Below are 18,869 nucleotides of genomic sequence, written 5' to 3' on the forward strand. Positions count from 1 at the left end.
ATGGATGTCGAGGGAAACCGAAGCGCGGGCTCGACCAGCGAGCCCACACTCGTCATGGAAGACGTTTCGTTCTCCTACGCGAACGGGCGGGAGGGTGCCGGCGTGCGCCGCGTCGACCTGCAAGCGGCGTCCGGCGAGGTGGTGCTGCTGTGCGGCCCGTCGGGCTGCGGCAAGACCACGCTCACCCGCCTGGCCAACGGCCTCGCGCCCCACTACTACGAGGGCCGCGTGGAAGGACGAGTGCGCGTGGGCGGGCTGGACGTGGCCGACGCGCCGCTGCACGACACGGCGCGCCTCGTAGGCTCGGTGTTCCAGAACCCGAAGTCCCAGTTCTTCAACGTCGACGTGCGCGGCGAGCTGGCCTTCAGCTGCGAGAACCAGGGCATGGAGCGCGCCGAGATCGAACGGCGCATCGACGCCGCATCCACGGCGTTCGAGCTGGAGCCGCTCATGGGGCGGAGCCTTTTCGACCTGTCCGGCGGGCAGAAGCAGCGCATCGCCTGCGCCAGCGCCACCGCCGCCGGGCCACGGCTGGTGGTGCTGGACGAGCCGTCTTCGAACCTGGATTTCCCCTCGATGGCGCACCTGCGCGCCGCCGTCGAGCGCTGGAAGCGCGAGGGCTGCGCGGTGCTGGTGGCGGAGCACCGGCTGCACTACCTGGCCGACCTCGTCGACCGGGCCTACTACCTGCGCGATGGGGCGGTCGCGCGCCAGTGGAGCGGAACCGAGCTGCGCTCGCTCGACGACCGGGAGTTGGAAGAGCTCGGGCTGCGAACGCTGCGGCTCTCCGCGGCGTTCGTGCAGCCCCCGGCAGCGGCCGAGCCCGCAGAGCCTGCCGAAACGCTCGCGCTCGACGGCTTCTCTTTCTCCTACCGCCGCGGCGTGCGCTCGCGCTGCGCGCTCGACATCCCGCACGCGCAGCTGCCGCGACGCGCCGTCGTGGCCGTGATCGGCGCGAACGGCGCCGGCAAGTCCACGTTCGCCAACGCGCTGTGCGGCCTCAACCGCTGCAAGGGAACCCTCACCGTCGACGGACGCGCCCGCTCGCGCCGTGCGCGCGCAGGCAGCTGCTTCCAGGTGATGCAGGACGCGAACCATCAGCTATTCGCCGAGAGCGTGCTGGACGAGGTGCTGCTGAGCATGGCGAAGCCCGACGAGGAAGCAGCGCATCGCCTGTTGGCCGCGCTCGACCTCGACGAACGCGCGGCCGACCACCCGCTCTCGCTGTCGGGAGGGCAGAAGCAGCGGGCGTGCATCGCGTCCGCCCTGGCCAGCGAACGCGAGGTGATCGTATACGACGAGCCCACGAGCGGGCTCGACCTCCACCACATGAGGCAGGTCGCCCGGCTGATCCACGACGTGCGGCGTCGCGGGGCGGCGCAGCTCGTGATCACCCACGATCCCGAGTTCATCATGGCCTGCTGTTCGTGGGTGGTGCGCCTCGAGGACGGGGGTATCATGGAATCCTATCCGCTCGACGCGGCGGGAACGCGTCGGCTGAGCGGGTTCTTCATGCACGAAGGAGCTTTGGATGAAAAGCCTTGAGTACCTGGCCACGCGCAACGCCGGCCGCTTCGATATCGTCGAGAAGGACGGCCCGCGCACCGTGTTCCGGCTCGCGCTGGACAACGGAGCGTCCGGCATCGTAGAGGACTGGGAGCTGTTCGAGGGCGTGAATCTCACGTTCAACGACATCCCGCATGGCTCGCTGACCTGGAAGAGCAGCGAGCCTCGTTCGCTTCATATCGAATGGTGCCAGCAGGGCCGCGGCGAGATAGCCAGCGCCAACGGCAAAAGCTACTTCATCCACGAAAGAGAATGCGCGGTGCACGACCAGCGCATCACCAAGCGGCAGATGCGCTACCCCATGCCCCGTTACGTGGGGCTGACGCTCAGCATCGAGTACGAGACCGGCAGCTCCACGCTCAGGGCGCACGACGCGACGGGCGGCGTCGACTTCAACGCGCTGCGCGAGCGCTATGCTGGCGGGGACGGATGCCGCATCTTCCTGCCCGACGACACCCTGGCGTCCCTGCTGGCCTCGTTCTACCGCATCGACGATCGGGCGCGCATCGAGCGCATGCGCCTGAAGGCCCTCGAGCTGGTCGCGCTGCTCGACGCCACCGAGCGCCCCGTGTGGAAGACGTTTCCCTATTGCACCCACGATCATGCGCTCGCCCTCGAACGCGCGCTCGACCTGCTCGGCAGCAACCTGGACGAAGACCTCGCGCTCGAAGATGCGGCGCGCTGCGCGAACATGGGCCTCTCCACGTTCAAGCAGCGCTTCCTGCACGCCTATGGGCTGTCGCCCATGGCGTACCGCCGCCAATGCCGCGTCGAGGAAGGCGCGCGTCTGCTTGCGGGGAGCCGCGAGAGCGTCGCCAGCGTCGCGGCGCGCGTGGGCTACCGCAACCCCAGCAAGTTCGCCGCCGCCTTCGTCGAGCGCTTCGGCGCGACCCCCTCGGCCTGGCGCGCCCGCGGCTGACGTTCGGACGCCCGCCGCACCATGCAGGGCTGCGGCGGGCGGCTTAGCCCTTCCGGCCGAACAGCTCGTCGCAGATGGCTTCGATGACGGCGTCGACGGCGGCGTCGAGGGCCTCCGCGTGCATGAGGCTCCGGTCGAGCAGCATGAGCGCGATGCCCTTCTGGAGGTTCGCCACCACGCGCCAGTCCGCATCGGGACGCACGCCCTCGAGGCGCTCCATGATCCGGCCCATCGTGACGCGATCGACCTCGGGATCGAAGCTGTGCTCGTCGGGCCAACGCCGGGAGAGGTAGGCGAAATCCTCGGCGGTGGCGTAGCGGTAGATGTTGCGATCGCTGTACCACAGCGATCGCAGCCACGTGCGCATGGCGTCGCGGCCCAGGCGGCCGCCCTCCTGCTCGCACAGCTCTTCGAACAGGTCCATGACCGCGCGACGATTCGCCTTCACGATGGAGTACGCGAACTCCTCCTTCGAGGGGAAGAAGCTGTAGAACGTGCCTTTGGCGATGCCGACCCGGCTCGCCACGTCCTCCACGCGCAAGCTGCGGACGCCCTTCTCGACGATGAGGTCCCACCCGGCGTCGAACATGCGGCGGCGAAGCTCCTCGCGGTCGGCCTCGGTGAATATCGCGGGCATGGCCCCTCCTTTCGCGCAGGCGCGCCCTGCGACGCCCGGGCGCGCTTGGATCCTCCCCGTCATTCTACCGCGAACCGCATACGCGAACCGCACACAAAATGACCGCTGTTGATAATTTGGTCATTTTCTTCTTGCCGGAATAGTTATCCTACGCTAACATCTAAATGACCGAATTCTCAATTCCGGTCATTTTATCGGAGCGGACAAGCGGAAGCAGGAGGAAGGCCCATGGCGACGCCCGCGTGCAAACCAGCGCTCAGAACCGTGTTCTCAAGCGCCCAACGGGAGTTCTACGAATCGCTGGCGGCGGGAGGGGGCGCGCGGGCAAGCACGGGCGCCGCAGACGAGGGCGCGCCGCCGCCCGCCGCAGCGCCCGAGGGGTCGCAGGCCCCTGCGGCCGTCCCCTCCCCTGCCGCCCCCGCCGCGGGCCCAGCCGCACCCGGCGCCCGGCCTGCCGCCGAGCCCCCGGCCAAGAACGCCCGCCCCAAGCAGGGCCTCGCACGGCTCATGGAGCTTGCGGGCAGCCGGGCGCGCCCGCTCGCAGGCGCCTGCGCGCTGGCCGTGCTCTCGGCGGCGGCGCGGCTCGCGCCGTACTTCACCATCTACCTCATGGTGCGCGCCATCATCCTGAACTGGAACGACCTGGGTGCGCTCGACCTGCCCTTTCTCTGGGGCCTCGCGCTTGCCACGGTGGGCGCGGCCGTCCTGCACGGCGCAACGGGCTACCTCTCCATGATGCTCGCCCACCGGGCCGCCTTCGACGTGCTGTACGAAGTGCGCCTGCAGCTCATGGACAAGCTCGCCCGCATCCCGTCAGGCTATTTCAACCAGGTGCGCCAAGGGGAGATCAAGAAGGTGCTCAACGACGACGTGGAGAAGATCGAGGGGTTCATCGCCCACAACCTCTCCGACACGGTGTGCGCCGTCGCCCTGCCGCTGCTGACCATCGCCGCCCTCGCGTTCGTCGATTGGCGGCTGGCGTTGCTGCTGGTGGTTCCCATCGTCGTTTCGTTCCTCCTGCTGGGCAGCGCGCTGGGAAGCCCCGAGGGCACGGCATGCCAGCGGGCCATGGCGCAAAGCCGGGAGAAGCTCAACGGCACCACGGTCGAGTTCGTGCACGGCATGCCGGTGGTCAAGGTGTTCAACCGCAGCTTGGCCGCATTCGGGCGCTTCGAGGCGGACGCGCGCGAGTTCGTGGGCAACATCAAGTGGGCCACCTGGTTCAACGCCCGCGGCATGGGCAAGCTCTACGCCGCCGTGGGGACGCAGATGCTCCTGCTGCTGCCCGCTGTGCTCATCATCCTGCCCACGGCGACGTCCTACGCCGACTTCCTTTCGACGGCGTTGCTGTTCTTCCTGGTGGGAGGCGGCATGAAGGAGCCGGTCATGCAGATGATCACGCAGGCCCTCGGCGTGAACGGCATCAACGCTTCCGTCGCGCGCATCGACGAGGTGCTGGCCGAACCCGAGCTCTCGCAACCCGAGCACCCGGTCGAGCCCACGGCGTTCGATCTGGCGTTCGAGCACGTCACGTTCTCCTACGACGGGAAGAAGAACGCCGTGGAAGACGTCACCTTCCGCGTTCCCGCGGGCTCCGTCGTGGGCCTCGTGGGCCCGTCGGGCGGCGGGAAGTCCACCCTCGCGGCGCTCGGCCTGCGCTTCTTCGACCCGCAGGAGGGCCGCATCGCGCTCGGCGGCGTCGACTTGCGGGACATCGCGCCCGAGCGCCTGACCGAGCTGGCCTCCTCGGTGTTCCAGGATTCGTTCGTCCTCGACGACACCGTGGAGAACAACATCCTCATGGGCTCGTCCGCGCCGCACGAGCGCGTGGTCGCCGCCGCCGAAGCCGCCAGCATCGCCGACGTGATCGACGCGCTGCCCCAGGGGTACCGAACCGTGGTCGGCGCAGGCGGCACGCGGCTCTCAGGAGGCGAGGCCCAGCGCCTCGCCATCGCCCGCGCCATGCTGCGCGACACGCCCCTCATCATCCTCGACGAGGCCACGGCCTACGCCGATGCCGAGAACGAGGCGAAGATACAAGATGCGTTCGCCCAGTTGGCCGCCAGGAAAACCGTGCTGGTCATCGCCCACCGCATGAAAACCGTGCGCACCGCCGACCTCATCGTCGTCGTGGACGAGGGGCGCGTGGTCGGCACGGGCACGCACGACGACCTCATGGACGCCTGCCCGCTCTACCGCTCGATGGTGGACGCGGACGAGCGCAAGGACGCGTGGACGCTCACCGTCGGAAAGGAAGGCTGACATGGGACGCCTGAAAGAAAGCATCGACCGGCTCACCTTCGGCAACCCGCGACGCTGCGTGCGCTTCGTGCTGTGGCGCTTCCTCGACTCGCTCGTGACGTCCGTGCCGTCCGTGGTCATGGTGGTGGCCACCTGGCTGCTCGTGCAGCCGATCGTCCATCCGGGCGCCGCGCTCGACTTCGTCGCGCTGTGGGCCTGCGTCGCGGTGCTGGCGGCGCAGGTGCTGGCCTCCTACGCCACGTCGCACAAGGTCTACGTGCTGTCGTGCGCCGGCACGGCCGACGCCGTGCTCGACGCGCGGCTGGCCATGGGCGAGAAGCTGCGCCGGCTGCCGCTCGGGTTCTACCAGCGCCACGACGCGGGTGACATCGACAGCGTGCTGCTGCGCGATTACGAGACGGTGGAGAACTACGGCGCCGAGGTGCTGTCGCAAGCGGGCATGATCGCGGCGAAGACCACGCTGTCGGCCGTGGTGCTGGCCTTCTTCGACTGGCGCCTGGCCGTGGCCACCTTCGCGGTGGTGCCCTGCGCGCTGCCCTTCCTCTGGAAGGGGTTCAACGCGATGGCGCAGAGCAGCGGGCGCTTGACGAAAGCCTCCCAGGAATGCTCGTCGCGCACCATCGAGTACGTGGCAGGCATCCGCACGCTCAAAGCGTTCAACCTCGCAGGCACCCGCTTCGACTCGCTGCGCGCCAGCTTCGAAGAGCTGAGGAAGGCATCGCTCGGCAAGGAGGAGGCCAGCCGACCGGTGGGCGTGTTCGGTCGCGCGCTGCTGCTCGCCGGCGCCGGCGTGGTCATGCTGGCCGGATGCGCACTGCTCCAAGCGCAGGCGGTGCACCCGTTCGTGCTGCTCATGTTCCTGCTCTTGGCGCTCGGCATCTACGAGCCCATCGTGACCCTGTTCTACTTCCTGTCCGATTTCGGCAACGCGGACGCCGCGGGAAAGCGCATCGAGCGCCTGCTCGCCGAGCCCGAGCTTCCCGAGCCGCCCGCGGAGGCGCCGGCCGCGCCACACGGGCACGACATCGCGTTCGACGACGTGAGCTTCTCCTACGGCGGCGACGAACGCGCGCTGGAGCACGTGAGCCTGACCATCCCCGAGGGAGGCCTCACGGCGCTCGTGGGACCCTCGGGTTCGGGCAAGTCGACGGTGGCGAAGCTGGCCGCGCGCTTTTGGGACCCGCAAGCGGGGACGGTGACGCTCGGCGGGGCGGATCTCGCGCGCAGGGCCGCCGACGACGTGCTGGCCGGCACGAGCGTGGTGTTCCAGGACGTGTACCTGTTCCACGACACCGTGGCCGAGAACATCCGCATGGGCCGCGCCGACGCCACCGACGAGGACGTGCGCGAGGCGGCGCGCCTGGCCGCCTGCCTCGATTTCATCGAGGCGCTGCCCGACGGCTTCGACACCGTGGTGGGCGAAGGCGGCTGCACGCTGTCGGGCGGCGAGAAGCAGCGCATCTCCATCGCCCGTGCGCTGCTGAAGGACGCGCCGGTCGTGCTCCTGGACGAGGCCACCAGCTCGCTTGATCCCGCCAACGAGGTGGCCGTCCAGCAGGCGATCGCCGAGCTGGTGAAGCGCAAGACCGTGGTGGCCATCGCGCACCGCCTGCAATCCGTGCGCGATGCCGACAACATCGTGGTGCTCGACGGCGGCCGCGTGGAAAGCCAGGGAACCCACGACGAGCTGCTCGCACGCAGCCCCCTGTACGCCGCCCTCTGGGCGGAGCAGCAACGGGCCAACGGCTGGAAGATCAAGCCCGAGGCAAGCCCGCGACCCTAGACCCCCGCCGCCGCGCCGCGCGCGAAAGGCTCCACCGGCGCCCCCGGTGGAGCCGGCCCGGCCTACCGCGCCCGCGCGTCGGCCTCCTCCTCGACCTCGACCGCGCCCGCTTGCGCGCAGCCGTCGCAACCGTCGCATGACGCGCCGCAGCCCAGCACGGCGCCCGCCGCGCGCCGCTTGCGCGCCAGGCGCCGCGCCGCGAGCACCGCCAGCACGGCGACGGCCGCGCCCAACGCGAGCGTCAGCACCCCCGCCGGGCCCTCCTCCAGCGACAATCCCACGCCGCGCACCGCGAACGCCGCAACCCACGCCACGCCCAGCTGCCCGAACGCCATCCCGAGCGCCCATCGGCCGCCCAGCTCGCGCTTCACCGACGCGATGGCCGCGATGCAGGGCGTGTACAGCAGGCAGAACACCAGCAGGCCGAGCGCCGCGAGCGGCGTGATGGCCGCCACGAGCGTGGCCGTGCTGCCGAACAGCACCGACAGCGTGGACACGACGCTCTCCTTCGCCATGACGCCCGTGACGAGCGCCGTCGAGATGCGCCAGTCGTCGAAGCCGAGCGGCGCGAACACCGGAGCGATCCAGCCGGCCACCACGGCCAGCATGCTGTCCTGCGAGTCCGCCACCACGTTCAGCCCGAAGTCGAACGTCTGCAAGAACCAGATGACGATCGTGGCCAGGAAGATGATGGTGAACGCGCGCTCGAGGAAGTCCTTCGCCTTCTCCCACAGCATCTGCGCCACGTTGCGCGCGCTGGGCATGCGGTAGTTCGGCAGCTCCATGACGAACGGCACCGCCTCGCCCGAGAACATCGACGAGCGCATGAGCAGCGCCACGAGCACGCCCACCGCGATGCCGCCGAAGTACAGGCCCACCATCACCGCCGCCCCGTTCGCCGGGAAGAACGCCGCCGTGAAGAACGCGTAGATGGGCAGCTTGGCCGAGCAGCTCATGAACGGCGTCAGCAGGATGGTCATCTTGCGGTCGCGCTCGGACGGCAGCGTGCGGCTGGCCATGACCGCCGGCACCGTGCAGCCGAAGCCCACGAGCATGGGCACGATGCTGCGCCCCGACAGGCCGATGCGCCGCAGCAGCTTGTCCATGACGAACGCCACGCGCGCCATGTAGCCGGAATCCTCCAGCAGCGACAGGAAGAAGAACAGCGTGACGATGGTAGGCAGGAAGCTCAGCACGCTGCCCACGCCGTTGAACACGCCGTCGATGATGAGCGATTGCAGCACCTCGTTCACGTGCGCCGCCGCAAGCCCCGACGCCACCATGTCGGTGAGCGCCGTGATCCCGCCGTCGAGCAGCTCGGACAACCACGCCCCCACCACGTTGAACGTGAGCCAGAACACGAGCGCCATGATGGCGACGAACGCGGGGATGGCCGTGAAAGGGCCGGTCAGCAGCTTGTCGATGCGCGTGCTGCGCGCGTGCTCGCGACTCTCGGTCGGCTTCACCACCGTTTGCTCGCACACGCGGCCGATGAAGCTGAACCGCATGTCGGCGATGGCCGCCGCGCGGTCGAGGCCGCGTTCGGCCTCCATCTGGCAGATGATGTGCTCGAGCGCGTCCTTCTCGTTCTGGTCGAGGTCGAGCCGATCGAGCACCAGCTGGTCGCCTTCGGCCAGCTTGCTCGCGGCGAACCGCGGCGGGATGCCCGCGCGCTCGGCATGGTCCTCGATGAGCGCCATGATGCTGTGCAGGCAGCGATGGACGGCCCCGTCGTGCTCGTCGGGCGCGCAGAAGTCCTGGCGCACGGGCGGCTCCTGGAACCGCGCCACGTGCAGGGCGTGGTCCACCAGCTCGGCCGTGCCCTCGTTCTTGGACGCCGAGATGGGGATGACGGGGATGCCCAGCAGCTTCTCCATCTCGTTCACGTGGATGGTGCCGCCGTTTCCCTCCACCTCGTCCATCATGTTGAGCGCCAGCACCATGGGCATGCCCAGCTCCATGAGCTGCATCGTCAGGTACAGGTTGCGCTCGACGTTCGTGGCGTCCACGATGTTGATGATGCCGCGCGGCTGCTCGTCCAGCAGGAAACGGCGCGTGACCACCTCCTCGCTCGAGTACGGCGACATGGAGTAGATGCCCGGCAGGTCGGTGACGAGCGCCTCGGGATGGCCCTTGATGCAGCCGTCCTTGCGATCCACCGTCACGCCGGGAAAGTTGCCCACGTGCTGGTTCGAGCCGGTCAGCTGGTTGAACAGCGTGGTCTTGCCGCAGTTCTGGTTGCCCACGAGCGCGAAGGTGAGCGGCGTGCCCTCCGGCAGCGGGTTCTCGCCCGCCCGGTCGTGGAACTTGCCGCCCTCGCCCAGGCCCGGATGCGGGACGGGCTTGCCCGACGCGCGGCTCTCCCGCACGTCGGCGCCGTCGCGCACGTCGTCGATCTCGATGTTGCGCGCGTCGTCGCGCCGCAACGTCAGCTCGTAGCTGTGGATGCGCACCTCGATCGGGTCGCCCATGGGCGCGTGCTTCACCATGGTCACGTCGACCAGCGGGATGATGCCCATGTCCAGAAAATGCTGTCGAAGCGACCCCTCGCCGCCCACCGCGGCCACGGTTGCGGTTTTCCCGATAGGAAGATCGTTCAGAGTTGTCAACGCGTGTCTCCTCGCGTCGGCGGGACGACCCCCTCGTCCTGCCGGCTTGCTCGTCTTTTGTCCGCACCCATGGTACCGCGAAACCCCGCGCGAAGCACGGGAAAGTTGCCCATGGCGAACGCGGGCGCGCGCCGGCCGCGGCGCAACGCGAGACGCCCGCGTCGTGCGCAGGCGCAGCCGAATGTTTCACGTGAAACATTCGTTCGTATGAGGGGTGCGGGACAAAAGGAAAAGCGGAGGGAAAGGGGGGTTCCCTCCGCTTGCAAGCGCGACGGATAGCCAGACGAGAGGAGCTTCCGCCGCCGGGTCAGCAGACTGTTTCGAAGGCTTCGCGAGAATCGAACCGCTGTGGCATCGCCACCCGAGTTTCAGTTCCTTCGATCGCTTCGCTTTCGATGAAAGTTATATTAGGCTAACAACTCATCGTGCGCAATATAAGTTAACCTAGGCATACAATTTCTTCACAATCAGCGGGAAGGGGCCCTCCCCCTACGACAAGGGCCCGCGTCCTTGCGGACGCGGGCCCCCGGTCGCACCGGCGCCGTCGAACACGGCGGAGCCGGCGCGACGTGCGGCGTGCGGCGCAGCCGCGCGCGTGCGAGCGCCTACTCGGACCAGTCGTGGATGACGGCCTCGATGTTGTTGCCCTCGGGATCGTACACGAACGCGGCGTAGTAACCCGGATGGTAGTCGCGCGGGCCGGGTGCGCCGTTGTCCGTGCCGCCGGCGGCCAGCGCCGCCTCGTAGAACGCGGCCACCGCGGCGGCATCGGCCGCGCGCAGCGCGAGGTGCGTCGGGACGGCCTCGGCGCCCTCGGGCAGCGGGGCCACCCACACGTCGCCGGGCTCGCCCTCCACCAGCAGCTGCATGCCGCCGGGGTATTCGATGCCCTTCACGTACCCCAGCGGGGCAAGCGCGGCCTCGTAGAACGCCTTGGCCTGCTCGACGTCCTTCACCTTGATGCTCGCATGGTCGATCATTGCGTGCTCCTTTCGTCAGCCGTTCTGCGTGCTCAACTCTTCGAGATTACCTTCCAACGGCAGCGGGCCGTCCATCTCCTCGTCTTCCGCGTCGCTCGCGCCGGCCACGTCCTCGTGCCCGGGGAGGATCATGTTCAACACGATGCCCACGATCGATCCCACGGCCAGGCCCGACAGCGAGATGGTGATCTCGCCCACCGGCACCACGATGGCGCCCGCCGTGCTGTACGCGATGCCCAGCGACAGCACGAGGATGAGCGCCGTGATCAGCACGTTGCGGCTCTTCATGAAGTCGACGTGATTCTCCACGAGGTTGCGGATGCCCACCGCCGAGATCATGCCGTACAGCACGAGCGACACGCCGCCGATGACGCAGGCCGGCATGGCCGCGATGACGGCCGCGAACTTCGGGCAGAACGAGAACGCGATGGCGAACAGCGCCGCCAGGCGGATGACGCGCGGGTCGAACACCTTCGTCAGCGCCAGAACGCCCGTGTTCTCGCCGTACGTCGTGTTCGCCGGCGCGCCGAACAGCGACGCGAGGATGGTGGCCAGGCCGTCGCCCAGCAGCGTGCGATGCAGGCCGGGCTCGGCGATGTAGTTGCGGTTGCAGGTGGAGCTGATGGCCGACACGTCGCCGATATGCTCGATCATCGTGGCGAACGCCAGCGGCATGATGGTGATGATGGCCGTGATGGCCAGACCCGCGTCGAACTGCGCACCGAAGATGGAGAACACCGTATCGTTCCAGGTGAACGGCATGCCGATCCACGCCGCCTCAGCAACGCCCGTGAAGTCCACGACACCTGCGGCGGACGCCACGACGTACGACCCCACCACGCCCAGCAAGATGGGGATGATCTTGATCATGCCCTTGCCCCAGATGTTCGCGATGACGATGATGGCGATGGCCACGAGCGCGATGGGCCAGTTCGTCGACGCGTTCGTGATGGCCGAGCTGGCCAGGATGAGGCCGATGGAGATCACGATGGGGCCGGTGACCACGGGCGGGAAGAAGCGCATGACGCGCGTGGGCCCGAACACCTTGAACAGCGCCGACAGCACGAGGTACAGCAGACCCGCGCACGCCACGCCCAGGCAAGCGTATGGCAGCAGGTCGGCCTCGCCGTTCGGCGCGATGGCCGCGTAGCCCGCGATGAACGCGAACGACGAGCCGAGGAACGCGGGCACCTTGCCCTTCGAGATGAAGTGGAACAGCAGCGTGCCCACGCCCGCGAACAGCAGCGTCGCGGAAACGGACAGGCCGGTCAGCGTCGGCACCAGGATGGTGGCGCCGAACATGGCGAACATGTGCTGCAGCCCGAACACCGCCATCTTCGGCTTGCCGAGCTTCCGTGCGTCGTAGATTGCCTCGGGACTGTCTTGAGCCCCCATCGTCGGCGTCGCTTTGCCCTCGCTCACGTGGTACCCCTTGTCTGTCGAGCCTTCGCCTACCGGCCGCCCGACCCAGGAGCACCCGGGCTGACCAGTAGTATTTTGCCACAACATGGGGCGCCGTGCAGCATCAATGCCGACGGGGCGCCTTACTTTTTCCGCGACGGCCGTCGGAAGCGCCAGCCCCCGAGCGCCCACCCTGGGGCTTCGTCGAGGACGGAGGTCGAGGCTTCGCACCAGCTTGGGGCTTCACGCCGGTTTTCGACTTCGCGCCAGCTTGGGGCTTCGCGCCGGCCCGAGGCTTCGCTCCGGCCCGGGGCTTCGCGCCAGCCTCGCCCTTGCCCTTGCCCCTGCCGCCGCCCTGCCCCTGGGGTCGCAGCAGGCACGTCGGCCCGAACCCCACCAGGTCCATGCGCCCGGCGCGGCGCAGCGCCTCCAGCACGAGCTCGCGGTTCTTCGGGTCGCGGTACTGGATGAGCGCGCGCTGCAGCGCCTTCTCGTGCGGGCTCTTCGGCACGTACACCGACTGCATGGTGCGCGGGTCCACGCCGGTGAAGTACATGGCCGTGGACATCGTGGAGGGCGTGGGATAGAAGTCCTGCACCTGCTCGGGCATGTAGCCGAGGTCGCGGCAGTACTCCGCCAGCTCGACGGCCTCGTCGAGCGTGGAACCGGGATGCGACGACATGAGGTACGGCACGAGGTACTGCTTCTTGTCCAGCTGCTCATTGACGCGCGTGAAGCGCTCGGAGAAGCGCTGGTACACGAGGTTGCGCGGCTTGCCCATCACCGACAGCACCGCGTCCGACACGTGCTCGGGCGCCACCCGCAGCTGGCCGCTCACGTGGTGGGCGCACAGCTCGCGGAGGAACGCGTCGCCGTGCTCCTCGTCGGCCAGCGCGAAGTCGAACCGGATGCCCGAGCGCACGAACACCTTCTTCACGCCCGGCAGCTTGCGCAGGCGGCGCAGCAGGCCCAGGTAGTCGCCGTGGTCGGCGTTCAGCTGCTTGCAGGGCTCGGGATACAGGCAGCGTTTGTTCGGGCACGCGCCCGCTTTCAGCTGCTTGGCGCACGCCGGGGCGCGGAAGTTCGCCGTCGGGCCGCCCACATCGTGGATGTAGCCCTTGAAGTCCGGCTCCCCGATGATGGCCTGAGCCTCCTCCACGAGCGAGTCGTGGCTGCGCACCTGCACGATGCGCCCCTGGTGGAACGTGAGCGCGCAGAACGAGCACTCGCCGAAGCAGCCGCGGTTGCTGGTCAGGCTGAACTTCACCTCGCTGATGGCCGGCACGCCCCCGGCCTGCTCGTACATCGGGTGGTACGTGCGCGCGTACGGCAGCCGGTACACGGCGTCCATCTCGCTTTCCGTGAGCGGCGCGGCCGGCGGGTTCTGCACGACGAACTCGTGGTCGGAATAGGGTTCCACGAGGCGCTTGCCGGTGAACGGGTCGCTGTTTCGGTACTGCACGGCGAAGCTGCGCGCGTAGTCCAGCTTGTCGGCCTGCAGGGCGGGAAACGACGGCAGCGTCTCGGCGTCGTACACATGCTCGAGCGAGGAGGCGCGGAACACCGTGCCGTCGATGAACGTGAGGTCCTCGATGGCGAGCCCCGCGTTCAGCGCGTCGGCGATCTCGATGACGGAGTGCTCGCCCATGCCGTACGACACGAGGTCGGCGCCGGAGTCCAGCAGGATGGAGCGCTTGAGCTTGTCCGACCAGTAGTCGTAGTGCGCGAGCCGCCGCAAGCTGGCCTCGATGCCGCCGAGGATGAGAGGGGTCTTCTTGTACGTGCGCCTGATCAGGTTGCCGTACACCACGGCCGCGTGGTTCGGGCGCTTGCCCGCCTCGCCGCCCGGGGAGTACGCATCGCTGCGGCGGCGCTTCTTCGCCACCGTGTAATGGTTCACCATCGAGTCCATGTTGCCGCTCGACACGAAGAACCCCAGCCGCGGCTCGCCGAACACGGCGATGCTCTGGGGGTCGTTCCAATCGGGCTGGGCGATGACGCCCACCTTGTAGCCGTTCGCCTCCAGCAGCCGGGTGATGATGGCCATGCCGAACGAGGGATGGTCGACGTACGCGTCTCCCGACACGAACGCGAAATCGACCCGATCCCAGCCGCGCTCCAGCATCTCCTCGCGCGTCACCGGCAGAAACGCCGTTTCCATGGCCCATCCTCCCATCTTGTTTGCGCTTCGAGTCTACCCTATACGCAAAGAACCACCGAGGCACAATGCCCCGGTGGTTCAAAATCGCACAACAACGAGAGGCTAGCCCTGCGCGGGCGGCTGCCCGGTGGGCGGCACGTGCGGCGGCTGCTGCACGGGCGGATAGCCCGCCGCGCCGGCAAGCTCGAAGGGCATGGGGTCGTCCTGGCCGCGCCATGCGGGCACGTCGAACTGGCGCGTCCAATAGCCCAGCGCGCGCACGATCATCATCTCGACGAACACGTACATGCCCGTGCTCAGGATGCCGCACAGCACCGCGAACACGAGGATGATGCCGCCCGTGGCGAACACGATGGCCCAGACGGCGGCGCCGGGATGCGACGACTGGATGTTCAGGTTGCCACCCGTCATCGCGAAGCCGATGAACAGCCCGATAAGCACGAGGACGAATATGAGGATGGACACGACGATGCCGATGACGACGGCCAGCACGATGGCCATGCCGAGGATGCGCAGCAGACCGCTGAAATCGTGGCGGATCATGGCCCAGACCTTGCCGAACTGGAAGCCGGCGCCCAGACGGCCGTACACGCTCATGCGCATGGAGCCCACCCACGAGAACAGCGTCGCGAAGAACGAAGCTGCGATGATGAGCAGGGAGAATATCATCGTGGACAGGCCGACGAACATGAACAGGCCGCCGTGCCCCCGTCCCGACCAGGCGGTGCCCATGCCGGTGATGGCGCCCCACACCGCTTCGAGGATCCACGGCGCCAGCATGCACACGAAGCCGATGACCATCGCGAAGAAGCCGCGGCTGTACAGCTTGCCGTCCTCGTTGCCGAAGATGCGCTTCGGCAGGGGTCCGTGCACGTTCCACGCGATGTCGCGCGCCCACCCGTACAGGTAGCCCAGCACGACGAGCCAGCCGAAGATGGGAATGAGGCTGAGCAGCGACAACAGCACGAGCTTGCCGAACCAGCCCGGGGAGTTCTTGATATCCTGCCAAGCGGCGTTGAAGTAACCGGTTTGCATAGTGACCTTCTTTTCCTTAGCGTTTGGCACCCACTATAAGCGCGCACCCCCGCCAGCGTCCGTTTCGTTGCCATTCCGTCAGTAAGGTGAAGCGCCTGCCTCAGCGGCGCGGAGCACCGTCCGGGGCCAGGGCGTTTCCGCGCCAAAGCTCGGACACCCAGACAGCGAGCGACCCCCAGAATCTGGGGGTCGCTCAGCGTCAAGCACGTTCGACGGTCGTCAGACCAGCGAACGGAAGTTACTTGATGGTGACGGCAGCGCCGGCTTCCTCGAGCTTGGCCTTGATCTCCTCGGCCTTCTCCTTGTTCACGCCCTCCTGGATCGGCTTCGGGGCGCCCTCGACCAGCTCCTTGGCCTCCTTCAGGCCCAGGCTCGTGATCTCACGGACAACCTTGATGACGGCGATCTTGTTGTCGCCGAAGCCCTCGAGCACGACGTCGAACTCGGTCTTCTCCTCGGCGGCAGCGCCACCCTCGGCAGGAGCGGCGGCGGCCACGGCCACGGGGGCGGCGGCGGAAACGCCAAAGGTCTCCTCGATGTCCTTCACCAGTTCGGACGCCTCGAGCAGGGACATCTCCTTGAGGGCCTCAATGATCTCTTCGCGAGTAACAGCCATGTTAGTTCCTTTCAAAGTGGTCGGATCTCATCCGACCGGTACGTTTCAGCTTTCGGTTAGGCAGCGCTCATCACGCTGCCAGCGCTGCGTTTAAGCAGCTTCTTTCTGGTCGGCCACAGCCTTCGTGACCTGAGCAAGACCGCTCGGCACGCCGTTGAGGGCAACAGCGAGGCCGCGAGCGACACCGGAAATGGCGCCGGCGATCTGAGCCAGGAGCTCTTCGCGAGACGGGAGAGAAGCGATGGCCTCCACCTGTGCGGCGGACACCTGCGCGCCTTCCATCAAGCCACCCTTGATCTCCAGGTTCTTGTTGGTCTTGGCGAACGTCTTCACGGCCTTGGCAGCCGCAGCCACATCGTCGCCGGCGAACACGAACGCGCTCGGACCCGCAAGCATATCGTCGAGCGTGGGCAGGTTCGACTCCTCCAGAGCGATGTGCATGAGCGTGTTCTTGTACACCTTCAAGCTCGCACCGGATTCGCGGATCGCCGTACGCAGCGCCTGGATGTCCTTCACCGTCAGACCGCAGTAGTCGACCACCCACACGGCGGAAACGCCGTCCAGGTCGCCTTTGATCTTCGTGAGCATCTCTTGATTCTTTGCGTTGGGCATGTAGTACACCTCCTTCTTCTCAAACTCGGGTTCCGCCCCTCGCGGGTGGGAATCGTCGCTTGAAAACAAGAAACGACCCCCCGCCGTCTCGTGACAGCAGGGGGTCGTCAAAGCGCGAAACTTATCAGAACCACCTCGGCGGGCCGCATTCCTGCGATTAAACCTCATCGGTACCAGCTGTCTTGGGCAGCGGAACAAACTAAACAACTCGCTTATTCTACCCTACCCAAAACGAATGTCAAGCGTTTTCCACGCGCCACGCCAACACCGTGACGCCGTCCTACGCGGCGTCTCCCTTGGCGTCGGCCGTCGCGTCGGCTTCCTTCGCGGTTTGCTCGGCAGCCTTCTCGCTCGTACCCGTCTTCGAGCTATCGAGGATCTCCTCGACGGGGTTCGTCGGCTCGGCTTCCACGTACGTGAACGAGATGGTGTCGCCTTCCTTGTACCCGACGATCTCGATGAGGCCGGGCAGCGCGAAGTCGTAGATGCCCTCGCCCTCGTCAAGCGTCACGTAGAAGTGCGAGTTGCCCTCCATCACCGCTTGCGCGATGGTGGAGATGGTGCCTTGCATCTCAAGCGATCCGGTGTCGACGCCCTCCTCGGTCAGCACGCCGTTCGTGGCGAGCAGCGCCTGATAGGCCTTCTGGCACTCGGCCACCGTGTTGCCCACGGCCACGTTCTGGTAGCGCTGGATGTCGAGCATGGCGAACTGCTTCACGAGGCCCGCGTCGTCCTTGAGCGCCATGAAGTACGTCGGCTGCCCCGACACGTTGATCAGCAGCGGGAATGTTGCCTGGTAGCGCAGGTTCTGCACCTGGCCCTCGGCCGACTGCATGGCCGAATCCTCGGTCGCGCCCGACACCGAGTAGAAGTGCGACTCGGCCGTGCGCTGGTTGATCAGCACGAAGCCCACGATGGAGTTGTCCGCGGTGGCCGAGGTGACGCCCGTGTACACCCACACGTCGTCGTCCTTGGCGATGTAGTTGTACCCCAAGTTGCCGTCGGTGCCCGGCGTGGTCTGCACGACGTTGCGCTGGCCCAGCACCGAGTTCAGCCAACCGTCCTTGTACTTGCCCGACCAGTTGTACTGCTCCAGCAGCAGGTCGGTGGGATAGGCGTGGTCCACCCACTGCGGCACGTCTTCGATGGCCAGGTCCTGCGTCTCGCCCGTGGTGGCGTCCACCATGACCACGCGGCTGATGGTGGTGCCGCCGAACAGGCCGATGGTACGCGACTGCACCGGGCAGATCCACCACGGGTGGCCGTCGTCATCGATCTCGAACGACTTCTGGTCGAACATGTAGAACGGGTAGCTCAGCTGCACGTGGCGGTCGATGTTGCGCGCGAGCGGCTCGGACTCCGAGTAGTAGATGGGGCTGTCGTCGAGCCGCACGATCTCGGCGTCCTGCGTCGTCATGTTCACGAGCGCGTACGCCGGGATGCCGCCGTCGCGGTTCGTGAACCACTTGAACAGGTCGGCGTACGCGAGCGGGCTCACGCGCACCGGGGCGTTCTGATAGTTGATCTGGCTGTACAGCGGCGAGATCTCGAACTGGCTGACGAAGTCGGGGATGGAGCCCATCTCGCGGTTGCCCAGCAGGATGGCCGAGCTGCGGTCGATGACCGGAATCTCGGAGTAGTTGACTTCCTTGATGTCGTCGGCGAACGTCTCCGTCTCCGTCTGCAGCACGTTGGCGTACTTCGCCGCGTTGCCCGGGAAGATCGACAGCGACGCCACGGCGCCGATGACGCCGATCACGGCCACGAGCACCGGCAGGTACGACGCCCACTTGAACGCCTTGGCCTTGCCCGCGTTCGGCTCCACCTTGCTCGTGCCGTTCTTGTAGCTGTACGACCGGCTCCAGAACAGCAGGAACAGCGGCAGCAGGATGAACACGGCCACGAACATCCACGTATCGGTCGAGTGGATGTTGATGGGCGGATGGAACCACCAGTAGGCCCCGAGGCCGACGAGGATGATGACGATGGCGGCCACGATGAGGGCGCGTTTGCCCCACGAGGCCATGCGGTCGGCGAACGGGATCTCCACGTTCACGTGCGGAGGCTGCGACCCTCCCCCGTTGCCCGAACGGCCCGCGCCTTCGGACGGCGCTTCATGGTCGGCGTCGAACCGCCCGTCCACGTTGACCCCTGACTGCTTGAGCGCTTCAATCAGCGCATCGAAACCGGATGTCTGTTTCACGGCATCCCTTCCCAAGTGTGCCTATAGTTAAAGTATCCAGTATACGACAAAGCGCCCGGTCGCTCATCGCGATCGGGCGCCGACG

General features: G+C 67.3%; 13 protein-coding genes. 4 read left to right on the forward strand and 9 right to left on the reverse strand.

Going from position 1 to position 18,869, the window contains the following annotated elements:
* On the forward strand, positions 1-1,545 hold the full coding sequence (locus H8S61_RS12615) for an ABC transporter ATP-binding protein (protein WP_186939220.1): 1,545 nt from the start codon (positions 1-3) through the stop codon (positions 1,543-1,545).
* Positions 1,532-2,485, forward strand: a complete 954-nt coding sequence (locus H8S61_RS12620) for a helix-turn-helix domain-containing protein (RefSeq protein ID WP_160942601.1) — start codon at positions 1,532-1,534, stop codon at positions 2,483-2,485. The genes H8S61_RS12615 and H8S61_RS12620 overlap by 14 nt, the downstream gene beginning before the upstream one ends.
* Positions 2,486-2,528: 43 nt before the next feature.
* Here H8S61_RS12620 and H8S61_RS12625 read toward each other — a convergent pair whose 3' ends face one another.
* Positions 2,529-3,122 carry a TetR/AcrR family transcriptional regulator gene (locus H8S61_RS12625; protein ID WP_015761093.1) on the reverse strand — a complete coding sequence of 198 codons (594 nt, stop codon included), beginning with the start codon at positions 3,120-3,122 and terminating at the stop codon, positions 2,529-2,531.
* Positions 3,123-3,350: 228 nt separating this feature from the next.
* Between H8S61_RS12625 and H8S61_RS12630 the strand changes: the two genes are divergently transcribed.
* Together H8S61_RS12630 and H8S61_RS12635 are read left to right on the forward strand one after the other, a co-directional pair.
* Positions 3,351-5,384, forward strand: a complete 2,034-nt coding sequence (locus tag H8S61_RS12630; RefSeq protein ID WP_222617694.1) for an ABC transporter ATP-binding protein — start codon at positions 3,351-3,353, stop codon at positions 5,382-5,384.
* Between the two features lies 1 nt (position 5,385).
* Entirely contained in the window at positions 5,386-7,167 is a 1,782-nt protein-coding gene (locus tag H8S61_RS12635; RefSeq protein WP_186939221.1) for an ABC transporter ATP-binding protein, read from the forward strand.
* Between the two features lie 62 nt (positions 7,168-7,229).
* Here H8S61_RS12635 and feoB read toward each other — a convergent pair whose 3' ends face one another.
* The 8 genes from feoB to H8S61_RS12675 all read right to left on the reverse strand — a co-directional run bounded on the left by feoB (position 7,230) and on the right by H8S61_RS12675 (position 18,784).
* Entirely contained in the window at positions 7,230-9,776 is a 2,547-nt protein-coding gene (gene feoB / locus H8S61_RS12640) for a ferrous iron transport protein B (RefSeq protein WP_186939222.1), read from the reverse strand.
* A gap of 605 nt (positions 9,777-10,381) precedes the next feature.
* Positions 10,382-10,756, reverse strand: a complete 375-nt coding sequence (locus H8S61_RS12645) for a VOC family protein (RefSeq protein WP_186939223.1) — start codon at positions 10,754-10,756, stop codon at positions 10,382-10,384.
* Between the two features lie 15 nt (positions 10,757-10,771).
* Complete coding sequence (locus tag H8S61_RS12650) at positions 10,772-12,178, reverse strand: uracil-xanthine permease family protein (RefSeq protein ID WP_015761098.1); 1,407 nt, start codon at positions 12,176-12,178, stop codon at positions 10,772-10,774.
* A 103-nt stretch (positions 12,179-12,281) separates the two neighbouring features.
* Entirely contained in the window at positions 12,282-14,318 is a 2,037-nt protein-coding gene (locus tag H8S61_RS12655; protein ID WP_186939224.1) for a YgiQ family radical SAM protein, read from the reverse strand.
* 102 nt (positions 14,319-14,420) lie between these two features.
* Positions 14,421-15,353, reverse strand: coding sequence for a DUF4013 domain-containing protein (locus H8S61_RS12660; RefSeq protein WP_015761100.1), 933 nt, complete (start codon positions 15,351-15,353; stop codon positions 14,421-14,423).
* Between the two features lie 238 nt (positions 15,354-15,591).
* A complete protein-coding gene (rplL, locus tag H8S61_RS12665) occupies positions 15,592-15,969 on the reverse strand; it encodes a 50S ribosomal protein L7/L12 (RefSeq protein ID WP_015761101.1) in 378 nt (125 codons plus the stop codon).
* 90 nt (positions 15,970-16,059) lie between these two features.
* Positions 16,060-16,581, reverse strand: a complete 522-nt coding sequence (rplJ, locus tag H8S61_RS12670; RefSeq protein WP_015761102.1) for a 50S ribosomal protein L10 — start codon at positions 16,579-16,581, stop codon at positions 16,060-16,062.
* A gap of 280 nt (positions 16,582-16,861) precedes the next feature.
* A complete protein-coding gene (locus H8S61_RS12675; protein WP_160942595.1) occupies positions 16,862-18,784 on the reverse strand; it encodes a Tat pathway signal sequence in 1,923 nt (640 codons plus the stop codon).
* Positions 18,785-18,869 lie beyond the last annotated feature (85 nt).

Source organism: Eggerthella hominis, from assembly GCF_014287365.1.
In the GTDB taxonomy this organism is placed as follows: domain Bacteria; phylum Actinomycetota; class Coriobacteriia; order Coriobacteriales; family Eggerthellaceae; genus Eggerthella; species Eggerthella guodeyinii.